General features: G+C 62.5%; 13 protein-coding genes. 4 read left to right on the forward strand and 9 right to left on the reverse strand.

The window, feature by feature from the left end; genetic code table 11:
- Positions 1-22 precede the first annotated feature (22 nt).
- Both bioF and bioB read right to left on the reverse strand, forming a co-directional pair.
- Positions 23-1,246, reverse strand: a complete 1,224-nt coding sequence (gene bioF, locus ACZ6WW_RS12740; protein WP_465274530.1) for an 8-amino-7-oxononanoate synthase — start codon at positions 1,244-1,246, stop codon at positions 23-25.
- A 226-nt stretch (positions 1,247-1,472) separates the two neighbouring features.
- Positions 1,473-2,480, reverse strand: coding sequence for a biotin synthase BioB (gene bioB, locus ACZ6WW_RS12745; protein WP_465274531.1), 1,008 nt, complete (start codon positions 2,478-2,480; stop codon positions 1,473-1,475).
- 194 nt (positions 2,481-2,674) lie between these two features.
- Between bioB and ACZ6WW_RS12750 the strand changes: the two genes are divergently transcribed.
- The 3 genes from ACZ6WW_RS12750 to ACZ6WW_RS12760 all read left to right on the forward strand — a co-directional run bounded on the left by ACZ6WW_RS12750 (position 2,675) and on the right by ACZ6WW_RS12760 (position 4,390).
- Entirely contained in the window at positions 2,675-2,881 is a 207-nt protein-coding gene (locus ACZ6WW_RS12750) for a hypothetical protein (protein ID WP_281851403.1), read from the forward strand.
- Between the two features lie 18 nt (positions 2,882-2,899).
- Complete coding sequence (locus tag ACZ6WW_RS12755) at positions 2,900-3,610, forward strand: double zinc ribbon domain-containing protein (RefSeq protein WP_465274532.1); 711 nt, start codon at positions 2,900-2,902, stop codon at positions 3,608-3,610.
- Between the two features lie 81 nt (positions 3,611-3,691).
- The gene (locus ACZ6WW_RS12760) at positions 3,692-4,390 is read left to right on the forward strand and encodes an aspartate/glutamate racemase family protein (RefSeq protein WP_465274533.1); all 699 of its coding nucleotides are present in this window, start codon (positions 3,692-3,694) and stop codon (positions 4,388-4,390) included.
- Between the two features lie 3 nt (positions 4,391-4,393).
- On the opposite strand, the gene ACZ6WW_RS12765 is transcribed toward ACZ6WW_RS12760, so the two are convergent.
- On the reverse strand, positions 4,394-5,035 hold the full coding sequence (locus ACZ6WW_RS12765) for an HD domain-containing protein (RefSeq protein ID WP_465274534.1): 642 nt from the start codon (positions 5,033-5,035) through the stop codon (positions 4,394-4,396).
- Between the two features lie 114 nt (positions 5,036-5,149).
- On the opposite strand from ACZ6WW_RS12765, the gene ACZ6WW_RS12770 reads away from it, so the two are divergent.
- Entirely contained in the window at positions 5,150-6,118 is a 969-nt protein-coding gene (locus ACZ6WW_RS12770) for a GlxA family transcriptional regulator (RefSeq protein WP_465274535.1), read from the forward strand.
- A 7-nt stretch (positions 6,119-6,125) separates the two neighbouring features.
- On the opposite strand, the gene ACZ6WW_RS12775 is transcribed toward ACZ6WW_RS12770, so the two are convergent.
- The 6 genes from ACZ6WW_RS12775 to ACZ6WW_RS12800 all read right to left on the reverse strand — a co-directional run bounded on the left by ACZ6WW_RS12775 (position 6,126) and on the right by ACZ6WW_RS12800 (position 14,460).
- On the reverse strand, positions 6,126-7,661 hold the full coding sequence (locus ACZ6WW_RS12775) for a CehA/McbA family metallohydrolase (protein ID WP_465274536.1): 1,536 nt from the start codon (positions 7,659-7,661) through the stop codon (positions 6,126-6,128).
- 85 nt (positions 7,662-7,746) lie between these two features.
- A complete protein-coding gene (locus ACZ6WW_RS12780) occupies positions 7,747-10,263 on the reverse strand; it encodes a TonB-dependent receptor (protein ID WP_465274537.1) in 2,517 nt (838 codons plus the stop codon).
- A gap of 384 nt (positions 10,264-10,647) precedes the next feature.
- Positions 10,648-11,766, reverse strand: coding sequence for a sulfate/molybdate ABC transporter ATP-binding protein (locus ACZ6WW_RS12785; protein WP_465274538.1), 1,119 nt, complete (start codon positions 11,764-11,766; stop codon positions 10,648-10,650).
- Between the two features lie 8 nt (positions 11,767-11,774).
- Complete coding sequence (gene cysW / locus ACZ6WW_RS12790; protein WP_465274842.1) at positions 11,775-12,662, reverse strand: sulfate ABC transporter permease subunit CysW; 888 nt, start codon at positions 12,660-12,662, stop codon at positions 11,775-11,777.
- The gene (gene cysT / locus ACZ6WW_RS12795; protein WP_465274539.1) at positions 12,629-13,453 is read right to left on the reverse strand and encodes a sulfate ABC transporter permease subunit CysT; all 825 of its coding nucleotides are present in this window, start codon (positions 13,451-13,453) and stop codon (positions 12,629-12,631) included. The genes cysW and cysT overlap by 34 nt, the downstream gene beginning before the upstream one ends.
- Entirely contained in the window at positions 13,453-14,460 is a 1,008-nt protein-coding gene (locus tag ACZ6WW_RS12800) for a sulfate ABC transporter substrate-binding protein (RefSeq protein ID WP_465274540.1), read from the reverse strand. The genes cysT and ACZ6WW_RS12800 overlap by 1 nt, the downstream gene beginning before the upstream one ends.
- Positions 14,461-14,471 lie beyond the last annotated feature (11 nt).

The following is a 14,471-nucleotide window of genomic DNA, read 5'->3' on the forward strand; positions in this document are numbered from 1 at the left end:
AGGGGCTGAATGAGGCAAGTCTTCAATCTTGCGCGCTCTTGCTCCCTCTCCCCTGGCTTTGCCGGGGGAGAGGGCTGGGGCGAGGGGGCCGCGAAGCCAAGCGAGCCAACGCCTCCAACAAACGGTCCACATGTTCATCCGCATGAGCCGCCGACAGCGTAATCCGCAAACGCGCCTTACCTTGTGGCACCGTAGGCGGCCGAATGGCGGTAACCATGAAACCCTCCGCCTCCAGGACTTGCGCGGCCTCCAATGCCGTTGCCGCCTCACCCAGTAGCAGCGGTTGAATGGCCGTCATCGAAGGCAGCAAGGGCAAGCCAAGCTGCGCCGCGCCTGCCCGAAAACGAGCGATCAGGCTCCCAAGCCGCTCCCGCCGCCAGGATTCCCGTCGCGCCACCTGCACCGCCGTCGACGTCGCCGCGGCGAGCGCGGGCGGCGTGGCGGTGGTGTAGATATAAGGTCGGGCGGTTTGCAGCAGGCCGTCGATCAAGGTCGCCGAGCCAGCGACAAAGGCGCCATAGCAGCCGAGCGCCTTGCCCAGGGTCGCCATCAATACCGGCACTTGCTGCTGACCGAGTCCGGCAGCGTCGACGCTGCCTGCCCCATCCTTGCCCAGCACGCCCAAGCCGTGGGCGTCGTCGACCATCAGTGTCGCGTTCTGCGCTTCACACAGCGCAGCCAGTTCGCCCAGCGGAGCGATGTCGCCATCCATGCTGAAGACGCCATCGGTTGCCAGCAATGCGGGAGCATCGCCGGCTGCCGCCAGTTGCCGTGCGGCGCTGGACACGTCGGCATGCACATAGCGCGCGAGCGTGGCTCCGCTCAGGCTGGCGCCATCGAGCAGGCAGGCATGATTGAGCTTGTCCTGCACGCACAGATCGCCGTCGCGCAGCAGCGCTTGCAAGGTGCCCAGGTTCGCCATGTAGCCGGAGGAAAACAACAGCGCGCGCTCGCGTCCGGTCCATTCGGCCAGAGCCTGTTCCAGCGCCGCGTGTTCCGCGTGATGCCCGCAGATCAGATGAGCCGAGCCGCTGCCGACGCTGTTGGCTCGACGCAGCTCAGCAACCACGTCCGGATGCTGCGAAAGCCCCAGGTAGTCGTTGCTGCAGAACGACAGCAATCGTTTGTCCCCGATCCAAGCCCACGGGCCGTCCACGCGATCGACCGTGCGCAGACGACGCGTGAGTTGTTCATGCTCGCGTGCGGCGGTCCGCTCGGCGAGGCGTGTCAGCAGGTCGTTGCGCATAAGTGGCTTCGGGAGCGAAATCGAGGAACCTGGAAAAACCTTCCTACCCGTCATCCCGGCGCAGGCCGGGATTCAGTGACTTTGTGATCGGTTGTCGCGAGAGCCTATATAAGTCAGCTCTATCGCAGAAACTGAAAACCGAAGCCGCTGGATCCCGGCCTACGCCGGGATGACGATCATTCAGACTGAGGCTATACAAGGTTCCCCAATCGCTCCCGTGGGCAAGTTACGCAGCGCAATGCTCAAGAATGTCCGCATGTACCGTCTCGGACGTCTCCACGATTTCCATCGGATGCAGATCCAGCCGCGCAAATAGCTGGCGATCGTGTTCGACGTCAGGATTGCCGGTGGTCAGCAACTTTTCGCCGTAGAAAATCGAGTTGGCGCCGGCGAAGAAACACAGGGCCTGCGTGGCGTCGTCCATGTCCTGACGCCCTGCCGACAGGCGCACCATCGAGGCGGGCATCATGATGCGGGCGACGGCGATCGTGCGTACGAACTCGAACGGATCGAGCGCCTGCGTACCCTCCAGCGGCGTGCCCTTGACCTGCACCAGTTGATTGATCGGCACCGATTCGGGATGCTCAGGCAGATTCGCCAGGGTCTGCAGCAGACCGGCGCGCTGGCTCGGCGTTTCGCCCATGCCGACGATGCCGCCGCAACAGGTCTTCAGGCCGGCTTCGCGTACGTGTTCAAGCGTATCGAGACGGTCCTGGTATTGGCGCGTATGGATGATCTCGCCATAGAACTCCGGCGCGGTATCCAGGTTGTGGTTGTAGTAGTCCAGTCCGGCGGCCTTGAGTGTTTCGGCCTGCGGGCCATTGAGCATGCCCAGCGTGGCGCAGGTTTCCAGGCCCAGAGCCTTCACGGCGGAGACGATTTCGGCAACTTTGACGACATCGCGGTCTTTCGGGCTGCGCCATGCGGCGCCCATGCAGAAGCGACTGGCGCCGGCGTCTTTCGCCGCCTGCGCGCGCGCCACCACGGACTCGACGCTCATCAGCTTCTGCGCCTGCACACCGGTGTCGTAGCGCGCTGCCTGCGGGCAGTAAGCGCAGTCTTCGGGACAACCGCCGGTCTTGATCGACAGCAAGGTGGACACCTGCACGGCGTTCGGGTCGTGGTGTTCGCGGTGCACGGAATGCGCCCGATGCAGCAGTTCGTTGAACGGCAGCGCGAACAGCGCGGCGACTTCGTCGCGGGTCCAGTCGTGGCGAACGGCGGCTTCGACCATGGGCTTGCTACTCCGGGGGATGCGGGAAGCGCGACAGTCTGACAGGGAGGGCTTTCATGTCAACTGAGTAGTGAACTATGTAGTTGACGAAGATCATTTAATCTTTGTAATACATGGGTTTAATGGTGCCCCTGGCGGCCTTCGAAGCCGTAGCCGTTATGATGAGCTCCTATTGAGCCCAAGGAGATCGAGCGATGAGTGCAGGACAAGGCAGCACCGGTAACGTGCTTGCGGCCATCTGCAGTTTTTTCATTCCCGGCCTGGGGCAACTGGTTCAGGGACGCCTGTTGAAGGCCTTCATCATGTTTGTACTGGCCGGCATCCTGTGGATCTTCTGGCTGGGCTGGATCATCCATCTGTGGTCGATCCTCGACGCGGCGCTGTTCAAGCCGCAGGGCTGAACCCGAGGGATCAAGCGCATGGATGCGCCAACATGGTGGAAGAAACTCTCGCGGCTGGGTCTGCCCTGGCGCTGCCAGCTTTGCGGCGCTCCCGGTGCCGACGGCATCGACCTTTGCGACGGTTGCATCGCCGATCTGCCGCGAAACACGAGCTGTTGCGCGCGCTGCGCCTTGCCGCTGGCATCGCCGATTGCGCTCTGCGGCGCATGCCAGCGTCGACCGCCGCCGTGGGATGCAGCCTGGTCCCCGTTTGTTTATGGCTGGCCGCTCGATCGGCTGGAGGGGCGTTTCAAGTTCGGCGGCGATCTCGCCTGCGGCCGCAGCCTGGCAAGGCTGTGGCGCGATACGCCCATGCCGATCGATCGGCCTGAATTGATCCTGCCGGTGCCATTGCATCGTCAACGTCTGCGGGAGCGCGGCTACAACCAGGCGCTGGAGCTGGCCAGGCCCTTGGCGCGTGCCTTGTCTGTGCCGTTGCGCCATGACGTATTACTACGCAACCGCGCAAGTGCGCCGCAAACCGAACTCGATGCACGGGCACGACAACGCAACGTGCGTAAAGCGTTTGCGTTGAAACCTGCAGCGGTACTGCCAGCGCATGTCGTCATCGTCGACGACGTCATGACTACGGGAGCTACGCTGGCCGAATGCGCGCGCGCAGTGAGGCGCGCCGGAGTGGTACGTGTGGATGTGTGGGCGTTGGCGCGAGCACCGGCACAGCGTGGCTGACCCCTGTCTGCGGACAGGGATCAGCCGCGCGCTATTATCCTGGATCGAGTCAGCGCTCTGTCGCGTGATCAGGAAGCCATCATGAAAACCATCGGTATCATCGGCGGTATGAGCTGGGAATCCTCGGCGACGTATTACCGCCTGATCAATCAGCACGCCAAGTCGCGTCTGGGCGGACACCACAATGCGCGCTCGCTGATGGTGACGGTGGACTTTGCACCGGTCGAAGCCGCGCAGCGTGCCGGCGATTGGGATGGCCTGGGCCATCAGCTCGCCACGGCCGCGTCACAGCTCGAACGCGGCGGAGCCCATATCGTGCTGCTGGCGACCAATACCATGCATCGTGTGCATGAGGCGATCGAGAAGGCGATTGCTGTTCCTTTCCTGCACATCGCCGATCCGACCGGCACCGCCCTGCAGGTCGCGGGCGTCGAGAAAGTGGCGCTGCTCGGTACGCGCTATACGATGGAGCGGGATTTCTATATCGGTCGTCTGCGAAACAAGTTCGGCCTGGACGTTCTGGTTCCCGATGAAGCACAGCGCGGCGACGTGCATCGCATCATCTACGACGAGCTTTGCCACGGCGATATCCGTGCCGCCTCACGCGATGTCTATCGAGGCATCATCGATGTCCTGGCGGCACGAGGTGCCCAGGCGGTCATTCTCGGCTGCACCGAGATCGGGCTGCTGATCCAGCCCGAAGATGCGGTGCTGCCCTTGTTCGACACCGCCGCATTGCATGCGCAGGCGGCGGTCGACTGGTCGATCGATACGAAATAGGGTTCAGCCCGGCCAGGCCGAGCCGCGGATCACGCTGCAGAAATTGCCGCGCACGAAGTGGGGATCCTTGTCGGCCAGCACGTCGGCCTTCACGTTGCCGAAGGTCGTTTCCGGCTTGTGATGGATGCCGTTGTAGAAGGTCTGGATGATGTCTTCCTTGAAGTGCTCGCTGCGTGGATGCGCATGCACGACAGCCTCGCGCTCGGCGTCGCTGTACTCGGGGTAGGTGAGCCCCAGCACATCCATCTCGACGCCCGCGGTCACCAGCGCGACGACCGGGTGCATGTGCTGCGGAATCCCCGGCGTGGTGTGCAATGCAATCGCCGTCCACACCGTATCGATATCGGTCTGCGCGATACCGTGCCGACGCAGAAAATCGCGCGCCGCATTAGCGCCGTCGACTTCGAAGCGCTCGTTGCTGCTGCTGTGCTTCGCAGTCAGGCCCATGTCGTGAAACATGGCACCGGTATAGAGCAGTTCGGGGTCGAACGAGAGGCCGCGATGTTTGCCGGCCAAGGCGCCGAAGTAGTACACGCGGCTGGAATGGTGGAAAAGCAGTGGCGACTCGGTATCGCGCACCAGTTCGGTCACTTCGCGCGCCAGCGCGCTGTCGGGGATACGAATGCCGTCGATGGAAAGGCTCATGGCCTGGCTCCGGTTGGGGTGTAACGACAGGCTAGAACCCTGCTATCGTGTCCTCAATCGACGTGATGCGACAAATTCTGCCATTTGCGTGCCGGGACGGCCGCAGGAGCCGTGATGACCCCTAAGCCGCGTGTGATCGCCATGCTGGCCTCGCCAGGCGTGCAGTTGCTCGACGTGGCCGGCCCGCTGGATGTCTTTGCCGAGGCCAATGTGCAGGCCGGCCTCGCACTTTATGAGCCGCGGGTCGTCGCCACGCGAGCGGGCGAGTTGCGTAGCTCATCGGGCGTGCGGCTGGCGCCCGATAGCGTGCTCGGCCGGGGCGACGACCAACGTTTCGATACCTTGCTGGTGGCCGGTTCGCCGCATGCCGATCAGGAGCGATTTACACCGGCAACGCTGGAATGGCTGCGCCGCCATGCGCGCATCGCGCGCCGTTACGGATCGGTATGCAGTGGTGCGTTCATGCTGGCCGCGGCCGGCCTGCTGGAGCGCCGCCGTGTCACCACGCATTGGGCGGTGGCCGAACGGCTGGCAAGCGAGTATCCGGCGACCCAGGTCGATGTCGATGCGATTTTCGTGCGCGACGGCAAGCTGCGCACCGCTGCCGGTGTCACCGCGGGCCTGGATATGGCCTTGGCGCTGGTCGAGGAAGACCACGGGCACGAACTGGCGACCGCGGTGGCCGCGCAGCTGGTGATGTTCTTTCGCCGGCCAGGTGGGCAGCTATCGTTTAGCCGCCACGGCGAGGCCGTGCCGGCGGGACGCTCGGCCTTGCAGGAGGTGCAGCGCTGGGTTGCCGCCCATCCTGCGGAAGATCACAGCATCGCGGCGTTGTCTGCACGGATGCGCCTGAGCCCGCGCCATTTTGCGCGGCTGTTTCGCAGCGAAGTCGGCATGACGCCGGCCGCCTGGGTGGAGGCGTCGCGTATTGCCAACGCGCGGCGCTTGCTGGAAGGTGAGCATGCCGCGCCTAAACAAGTGGCCGCGCTGTGCGGGTTTGCGGATGCCGATACGCTGCGACGCGCATTTCGCCGGCATGTCGGTATCACACCGGCGGAATACCGTAAGCGCTATACCGGCTAGCCATGCACTACGACTTGAAGTCGATATAGATCGGATTGCCGATCAGCAACAGCTTGCCCGAGGCATCTCTCACCTCTACACGCATCCAGTGCGGTGCGCCGTCGGCGGTCCAGCGGAAAGGCAGGTGTCGATCCGCGCTGTCGATCGCCATCTCTCCTTGCGGCAGCGGCTTGCCATCCAGCAGCACAACGACGTGTGCATCGGCGACGTGTGTGACATGCGCGTCGAGATCGACGGCTGTGCCGGCGCCGGCAACGAGGTTGCCACCCATATCCGCTTGCCGGTCGCCGGACCGGGCATGCCATTCGAGCAGGCGATCACGGCTGCCCTGCACGTCGATAAAAACCTGCCCGGAACGGATGCCGTCGAGAATCGCCGGCATCGACAACGCCTGCGCATGCACTACCGTGGTCGGTATGCCGGTGGGATTGCTGCCGATCCCGGGGGCATCCTGGAAGGCGTTGTGATTATCGCTGCCGCCAATGCCGGTCAGACGATACCCCTTCGCTAGCTGTTGTTCCCAGAACGATACGGCCGACCACGGCGTGCCTGCGTCGCCGCCGTTGACGACCTCGATGGCCTGCACGCTTCGCATGTCGATCGGCGGCTCGGCGGTCCAGCCGCAGCCCATGCAGGCTTCGCCGCTGGGGCGAATCGCATGATTGATCGACAACAGGCCATGCAGCGGTTCAAGTGACTTGGCCAGCGCATTCCAGTCCGGAACCTCCTTGCTGCCGACGCGAAAATCGACCGATGCGGTCGTGCCGAACAGATTGGCGTGACCGCTGAAAGTGGTGATCTCACGCCCCGGAATAAGCAACAGACGGTCGAAGTACGGTTGCAACTCGAGCATCGCGTTCGCGTGCGACACCGTGTTGTGGTCCGTCATCGCGATGAAGTCCAGGCCGCGCTGCGCGGCAGCCTGCACCGTGAAGAACAAGGGACAAGGAACCTTTATGCCGCTCTGATTCTTGCAGCTTCCGTCGCTATGCGCCGTGTGCATATGCAGATCACCGCGGTACCAGCCGGCTTCGTCGCGCAATGGCGGATGCAACACCGTCGGCATCCATGCAGGATCCGTCGCGTGGCCGAACCAGATGCGTGCATCGTAGGTCGCATGACTGGTCTGGCGAATATTGGGTATGCCGAGCACGAGCGTCCAGCGCCCGGCACGTATTGCACCCGGCAGATAGGAGGGCGTGGCATCGGTGGCCGAGACGGTGAACAGGTGCTTGCTGCCGCCGCTCCAGCCGCGAAAACCATCCTGACCGCGGAAGCCGTCCGGGCCGAGCAAGCCCAGATCGATCGTCGTGCGCTCCGCATCATGGCCCGTGTAGTCGAACTGCACGGTGATACGCGTGGTGCCCGCCGGGACATCGAAAGGCAGGTTGCGGTATGTGTGGTTGTCGTGGCTATCCAGTGCGCCATGCAGCACCAGGTCGGGGGCTTGGGCGTCGGCAGCGTGGCTGCTCTCCAGTACGCCGAGCAGCATGATCACAAGAGCAAAGAGGTTGACGAGCAGACGTAGATGACGCTGATTCATGGAGCCGTACCAAGGGAGCTGTGTTGAATGAAGCGGCGTCAGGGCGGATCGGGAGTCCGCCCTGACGTCGCTCATGGGTCATGCATCAGAAGCGATACATGATGGCCGCACGATAAGCGCGCCCAAGAATCGGGCGGGCGATAAACGTATTGGCCCCTGCATCGGCACTCTGCAATTCACCGGCGCGCGGGTTGCCTTCGGTCAGGCCCTCGGAGTTGGTGATGTTGTCCACGTAGAAGTACAGCGAACAGATTCGCGAGATGTCATAACGCGCGCTGGCGCTGAGCACGTCGTACGAAGGCAGGCGTACCGAGTTGGCCGTATCCACAAATCGTGCGCCCTCGTATTCGTAGGCCAGCTGCAGTCGCAGCCTGCCATCGAGCAGATTCACACCGGGCACGATGCGGTAGCTCACCTTGGGCACGCGGATCAGCTGGTTGTCGACGAAATCCCGCAGTACCGGTGCACCATTGACCAGTTCGGTATAGGTGAGGTTCTTGTACTCGGGATCCTGCAGCGTGCCGGTGACCTGCACGTCGAACCATTGGGTCGGATACCAGGTGCCTTCCAGCTCCAGGCCGGTGGTCTTGGTATTGGCATATCCCTGCTGCACCGTGGAGGCGCCCGAGTTCGGATCAAAGACGTAATTGCTGAACGACACGTCGTTGTACTTGGTATAGAACGCGGTCGCGTACAGATCCAACTGGCGATCCGAGTACTTGTAGCCCACTTCGCCCAGTTTCATCGTCTGCGTCAGCGGGGTGGCGCTGGGGCTGGTGATGTAGGTGCTCAGGTTGGGCAGGCGGAAAGTCGGTGTCCAGCGCGCGAACAGGCCTTGGCGATCGGAGAACTGCCAGTTCGCCCCAAGGGTCCAGCCGAGCTTGTTGAAGGTGTGATCCCAGGCGGTGTACTGCCCATTGCCCTCGATGATCTGCGACGTGGCAGGCGTGCCCAGGTTGACCGTCTGTTTCAGCTCGGTATTGCCGCGCGTGTTGACCTGCTCCCAGCGAGCGCCGGCATCGATACGCAGCTTGTCGGTCACCTGCCATTCGTCCGAGATGTAGAACGCATTCGTGGTCGAAATGCCGCTGGCGTTCTCCCACTCATAACCGTATTTGTAGATGCCGTGATCGGTCAGCGTGGATACCGGCTGGCCGGCCGCATTGACGGCGACCAGATCCAGTAGGCGCGCGTTGTCCTGCGTGTCCAGCAGCACGGTCGAGGAGTAGCGGCTGAACGACTGGTCGAAGCGCGCGTAGTAATAGCCGAACGTCACGTCGTGGCTCTGATCGCCGATATCGAACTTGCGCATGAAGCGCGTATCGTTGATCAGCTCCTTCACCGGCATCGTCACGCCGCGCAGGCCGCCGATGATGACCAGTCCGTTACCGTTCTGGTTGGCGTTATTGAATACCTGGGAAGGGTTGTCGACGTAACGCAGTTGCAGCGCAGTCGCGCCAGCCGGCATCGACGACTTGGCGGAGGCGAGAAACGTATCGGCGCTCTCCACGGTATTGGGGAACATGCCGTTTCGCTGGGTATGCGTGTCGTCGTAACGCAGCGATTCGGCCAGCTTCCAATCGTCGCCCAGGTCGTAGTCGAACTTGAGCGTCAGCTGGTCGCGCTTGACGTGCGTACCTTCGCTATTGTCGAAGTTGTAGAGGCTGCCGTCGCCTTCCTTCATCTGGATGTGTTCGGTTTCCGGGCCGGCCAGCGTGCCGAAGTTGCCGTCAAAACCGGGTACGGCGCGGATCTTGCCGTCGGGATAGGTGCGCATCGGGATGCCGAGGTAAAGCGCGACCTTGTCGTCCAGGTGCTTGTAGTCGACGCTGAAGCGACCGTGCTCGAAATCCTTGGCCAGATTCACGCGAAACTGGCCGCCCTCGTCGGCATTGAACCCCGGATCGCGAATGCCGCTATCGATGCGGTAAAAGCCGCCCAGGCCCAGCTTCCAACCGTCACCGATGGGCGTGCCGTACCACATATCGGCACGACTGAGTCCGTAGTCGCCGACCGTGTACTTGAAGATGCCTTCAGGCGTGTCGCCAACCTGGCGCGGAATGAAGTTGATCGCACCTGCCGGCGCGTTCGAATAGAACACCGATGAAGGGCCGCCGCGCACGACTTCGATGCGCTCGATGGTTTCATCCAGTCGAAAGGCCTGGTCGGCATTGAGATAGCCGAGCGCCGGGTCATGCTGTACCGGGATACCGTCTTCGAGCAGATTGACCGAGCCGAAGCCATCCACTGGAATGCCGCGCGCACGAATATTGCCGCTGGCTTCGCCGCCCGACGCCTCGACCCAGAAGCCGGGGACCGATTTCATCGCTTCGGTGACTGACGTGGGTGCCTGCATGCGCAACCGGTCTTCGTCGATCGTGGTAATCGAATAACTGGTTTGTGCTTTCGTGCGTGTCTCGACACCGGAGCGGGCGGTTACGACGATGCTGTCGAGGTTTTTCGCGTCCTTGCTGCTCTTGTCGTCCGTGGTTGCGGCGCTCGCATCGGGAGCTTGTTGCGCGGAAACGTGAAAGGTCGCGCTGGCCATCGTGCCTGCCAGGATGGCAAGGCCAATGGCCCGGGAAAGTGAGGTGGTACGCAAGGCGGTAACTCCGGGAATGGGTGGGGATTCACGGAGCCGCGCACACGCCCACGCCGATCACGCCATCAGGGCGATCGGTGAAAAGGGCAATATCTGCCATGCAATCTGCTGTTGCTCGCCGCCCCCCTTGGCCGACGCGAGCTCCGAGATCGCAAATAGTAGGCGCAAGCTATTACAGTTAAGTCGACGTTACCATGACAACGTTTGTTCATTTCGTTTGGACGTCCAAATCCTTAAACGAAGTCGTCATATTTTTCGATGCGTGTCGTGCATATGAGCTTTGCGACAAACGCATCGCTTTGGAATGAGTGAAGACGAGTGACGAGTGAGAGAGCGCGACGTGCGTTCTAACTTATGACTCGCATCTGGACACTTGCTGCTGCCTTATTGGATGCTCGCGTCGTCCCAGCGCAGCATGATGCGTTCGACTGCATGTGCATGGCCTTCGACATCCAGCGGGAACAGCGTGCACACCTTGGGGCGAACGAGCAGGTCGCAGCCATGCTGCAAGTCCAGGCGTCCCAGATTGTCGCTGGCAACATCGGCTTCGAGCTCGTGGAGGGGGTCGCGCAGGCCCAGTTCCAGATGCGTCACGCTCCCGGCCGGATAAATATGCTGCAACCGGGCTTGCCATGCGTTGCTGTCACCGCGGGCGGAGAGCGTAAGGTGTTCGGGCCGGACATACGCCACCGCACGTTCATAACGCCCTTCCCACGGGTCTTCACAGAGCTCCATCGTTCCGCAGACCAGCTGAGTACCGCGTCGCTCCACCGGCAGCTTGTTGACCTTGCCGATAAACTCGCACACGAACGGCGTGGCCGGTTGCTGATAGATCATGTCGGGCGTATCGACCTGCTCAATGCGGCCGTTATTCATCACCGCGACGCGGTCGGCAAGTTCGAGCGCTTCTTCCTGGTCGTGGGTGACGAAGACCGTGGTGAGCTGGAGCTCTTCATGCAGGTGACGCAACCAGCGGCGCAATGAAATACGCACCTGCGCATCGAGCGCGCCGAACGGTTCGTCGAGCAACAGCAGGTTCGGTTCCACGGCCAGTGCGCGCGCCAGTGCAACGCGCTGGCGCTGGCCGCCGGAAAGTTGCGCGGGATAGCGTTTGCCGAAGCCTTCCAGATGCACGCGCTTGAGCAGCTTTTCCACGCGCTCGTCGATCTCGCTACGCGATGGCCGGGAACGCATGGGGCGGACGCGCAAGCCGAATGCGACGTTCTCCGCGACCGTCATATGCCGAAACAAGGCGTAGTGCTGAAACACCAGGCCGACGTTGCGTTGGCGCGCCGTTACCTTCAGCAGATCGCGCTCGTCCTGCGTGACGCTGCCGCTTTCGGGATAGTCCAGCCCGGCGAGAATGCGCAACAGCGTGGTCTTGCCCGAGCCGGAGGGTCCAAGCAACGCAAGAAATTCGCCCTGCTCGATATCCAGGCTTACATTGTCGAGCGCGGCCGATCCGGCAAAGCGGCGACTGAGATGGGAAAGTTTCAGCGTCATCGATTCTCTCAGTGCCTGGCGGCGTTATGCGAGGCGATCTGATCGCCGTAGCGCCATTCGAGCACGGTCTTCAACGTCAGGGTTAGCAAGGCCAGCATCGCCAGCAGCGAAGCGACAGCAAACGCACCGACATAGTCGTATTCGTTATAGAGCACCTCGACCTCCAGCGGCATCGTGGTGGTCAAGCCGAGGATATGCCCGGAAACCACCGAGACCGCACCGAACTCGCCCATCGCGCGCGCATTGCACAACAGCACGCCATACAACAGCGCCCAGCGGATATTGGGCAGGGTCACGCGGAAAAACATCTGCCAGCCATTAGCGCCGAGTACGCGTGCGGCTTCTTCCTCTTCGGTGCCCTGAGCCTGCATCAGCGGGATCAGTTCCCGCGCGACGAAGGGCAGGGTGACGAATATCGTGGCCAGCACCAAGCCGGGAACGGCGAAGATGATGTCGATATTGTGCTTGTCCAGCCACGGCCCGAACCAGCCATGCGCGCCGAACAGCAAGACATAGAGCAGGCCGGAGATCACCGGTGATACGGAGAACGGCAGGTCAATAAAAGCGCCGAGAATGGATTTGCCGGGGAAGTCGAAACGCGCCATCGCCCAGGCCGCGGCAACGCCGAACACGAGGTTCAACGGCACAGCGATGGCTGCCACCAGTAAGGTGAGCCGCATCGAGTCCAGGGCTTCGGGCTGCGCCATGCCATGAAAATAGGCCTTGAACCCTTGTTGCAGGGCCTCGTAGAAGACCGTGGCCAACGGCAGCAACAGAAACACGATCAGGAAGATCAGCGCCACGCCGATCAGACCGGCATGCGCGAGTTTGCGTGGCCACGCCGTGGGGCGGGTGGTCGGCTTCATCGGCGGATTTCCGTCCAGCGTTGGCTCCAGCGCTGCAACCGAGAGACGGCAATCAGCAGCAGCAGGGAGAACGCAAGCATGACGACGCTAAGCGCGGCGGCGCCGGCGTAGTCGAATTGTTCGAGCTTCTGCACGATCAGCAGCGGCGCGATCTCCGAGCGCTTCGGGATATTGCCGGCGATGAAGATGACCGAACCGTACTCGCCGACGGCACGCGCCAGTGCCAGGGCAAAGCCGGTGAGCAGCGCCGGTACCAGCATCGGCAGGATCACCCGGAAGAAGGTCTGCGCGCGCGTGGCGCCCAGGCTCATGGCAGCCTCTTCGACGTCGTTCTCCAGCGCTTCGAGCACCGGCTGCAGGGTGCGCACCACGAAAGGAAAGCCCACAAAGACCATCGCCACCAGCACGCCCAGCGGCGTATAGGCGACATGGATGCCCAGCGGCTCCAGCCAGCGGCCGAGCCAGCCGTTGGGCGCATAGATCGCGGTCAGGGCGATGCCTGCCACCGCGGTGGGCAGGGCGAACGGCAGGTCGATCAAGGCATCGAGCAGGCGTCGGCCGGGAAAGCGATAACGCACCAGGACCCATGCCACCAGCAAGCCGATGGCGGCATTGATCAATGCGGCGATCAATGCGCCGCCAAAGCTGAGCTTCAGCGCGGCCAGCGTGCGGCCGGAGCCGAGCAGATGGGTCAGATCATCCCAGCCGATACCCGATGCCTTGGCGATCAGTGCCGCCAGTGGCAACAATACGATCAGGCTCAGATAAACGATGGTGTAGCCGAGGCTCAGACCGAATCCCGGCAGCAGGCGGCGCTTCATCAGAAGCCTCCGTTCGCGCCGAAATGATCGAACACGCCGCCATCGCGAAAGAATTTGTCCTGCGCCTGCTGCCAGGTGCCGAACATCTCGCTCAGCGTGAAGGTGGCGATCGGCGGAAACTGCGCGGCATATGCGCCGGCGGCACTCATCGAACGCGGGCGATAATAGTTTTTCGCCGCGAGTAATTGTCCTTGCGGTGAATACAGGAACTGCAGGTAGGCCTGTGCAAGCTCACGCGTGCCATGGCGTTCGACGTTCTTGTCCACGATCGCCACCGGCGGCTCAGCCAGGATGCTGATCGACGGTCGGATGATCTCGAAGTCGTTCTCGCCCAGGCGTTGCTTCGCGAGCATCGCTTCGTTCTCCCACGCCAGCAGGACATCGCCGATGCCGCGTTGGGCAAACGTACTGGTTGCGCCGCGCGCACCGGCATCCAGCACGGGTACGTGCTTGTACAGCGTACGCACAAAAGCGCGCGTCTCGTCTTCGTTGCCGTGGTACTTCTTCAGTGCATAGCCCCATGCCGCCAGGAAATTCCAGCGCGCGCCGCCGGAGGTCTTCGGATTGGGCGTGATCACCTGCACGCCGGGTTTGACCAGATCATCCCAGTCGTGGATGCGTTTCGGATTGCCTTTGCGCACCATGAAAACAATTGTCGAGGTGTACGGGGTGGCGTGGTCGGGCAGACGTTGCTGCCAGTTTCTGGCCAGCCAGCCGCGTGCCGCGATGGCATCGATATCGTAGGCGAGCGCGAGCGTCACCACGTCCGCGCGCAAGCCTTCGGAGACGGAACGGGCCTGCTTGCCCGAACCGCCATGGGACATGTGAATCGATACATCGTCGCCATGTTGTTGCTTCCACTGCGCGGCAAACGCTTCATTGATGTCCCGATACAGTTCACGCGTCGGGTCATAAGACACATTGAGCAGGCTCACATCCGCCGCCCGCGAAGCTGTCGCCGCAAGGCACAGGGCGAGCAGAGCGGTGGATACAAGATGAGGCAGCATGCGGTTCCCAG

The sequence above is a fragment of the Dyella sp. NPDC103356 genome (assembly GCF_055584465.1).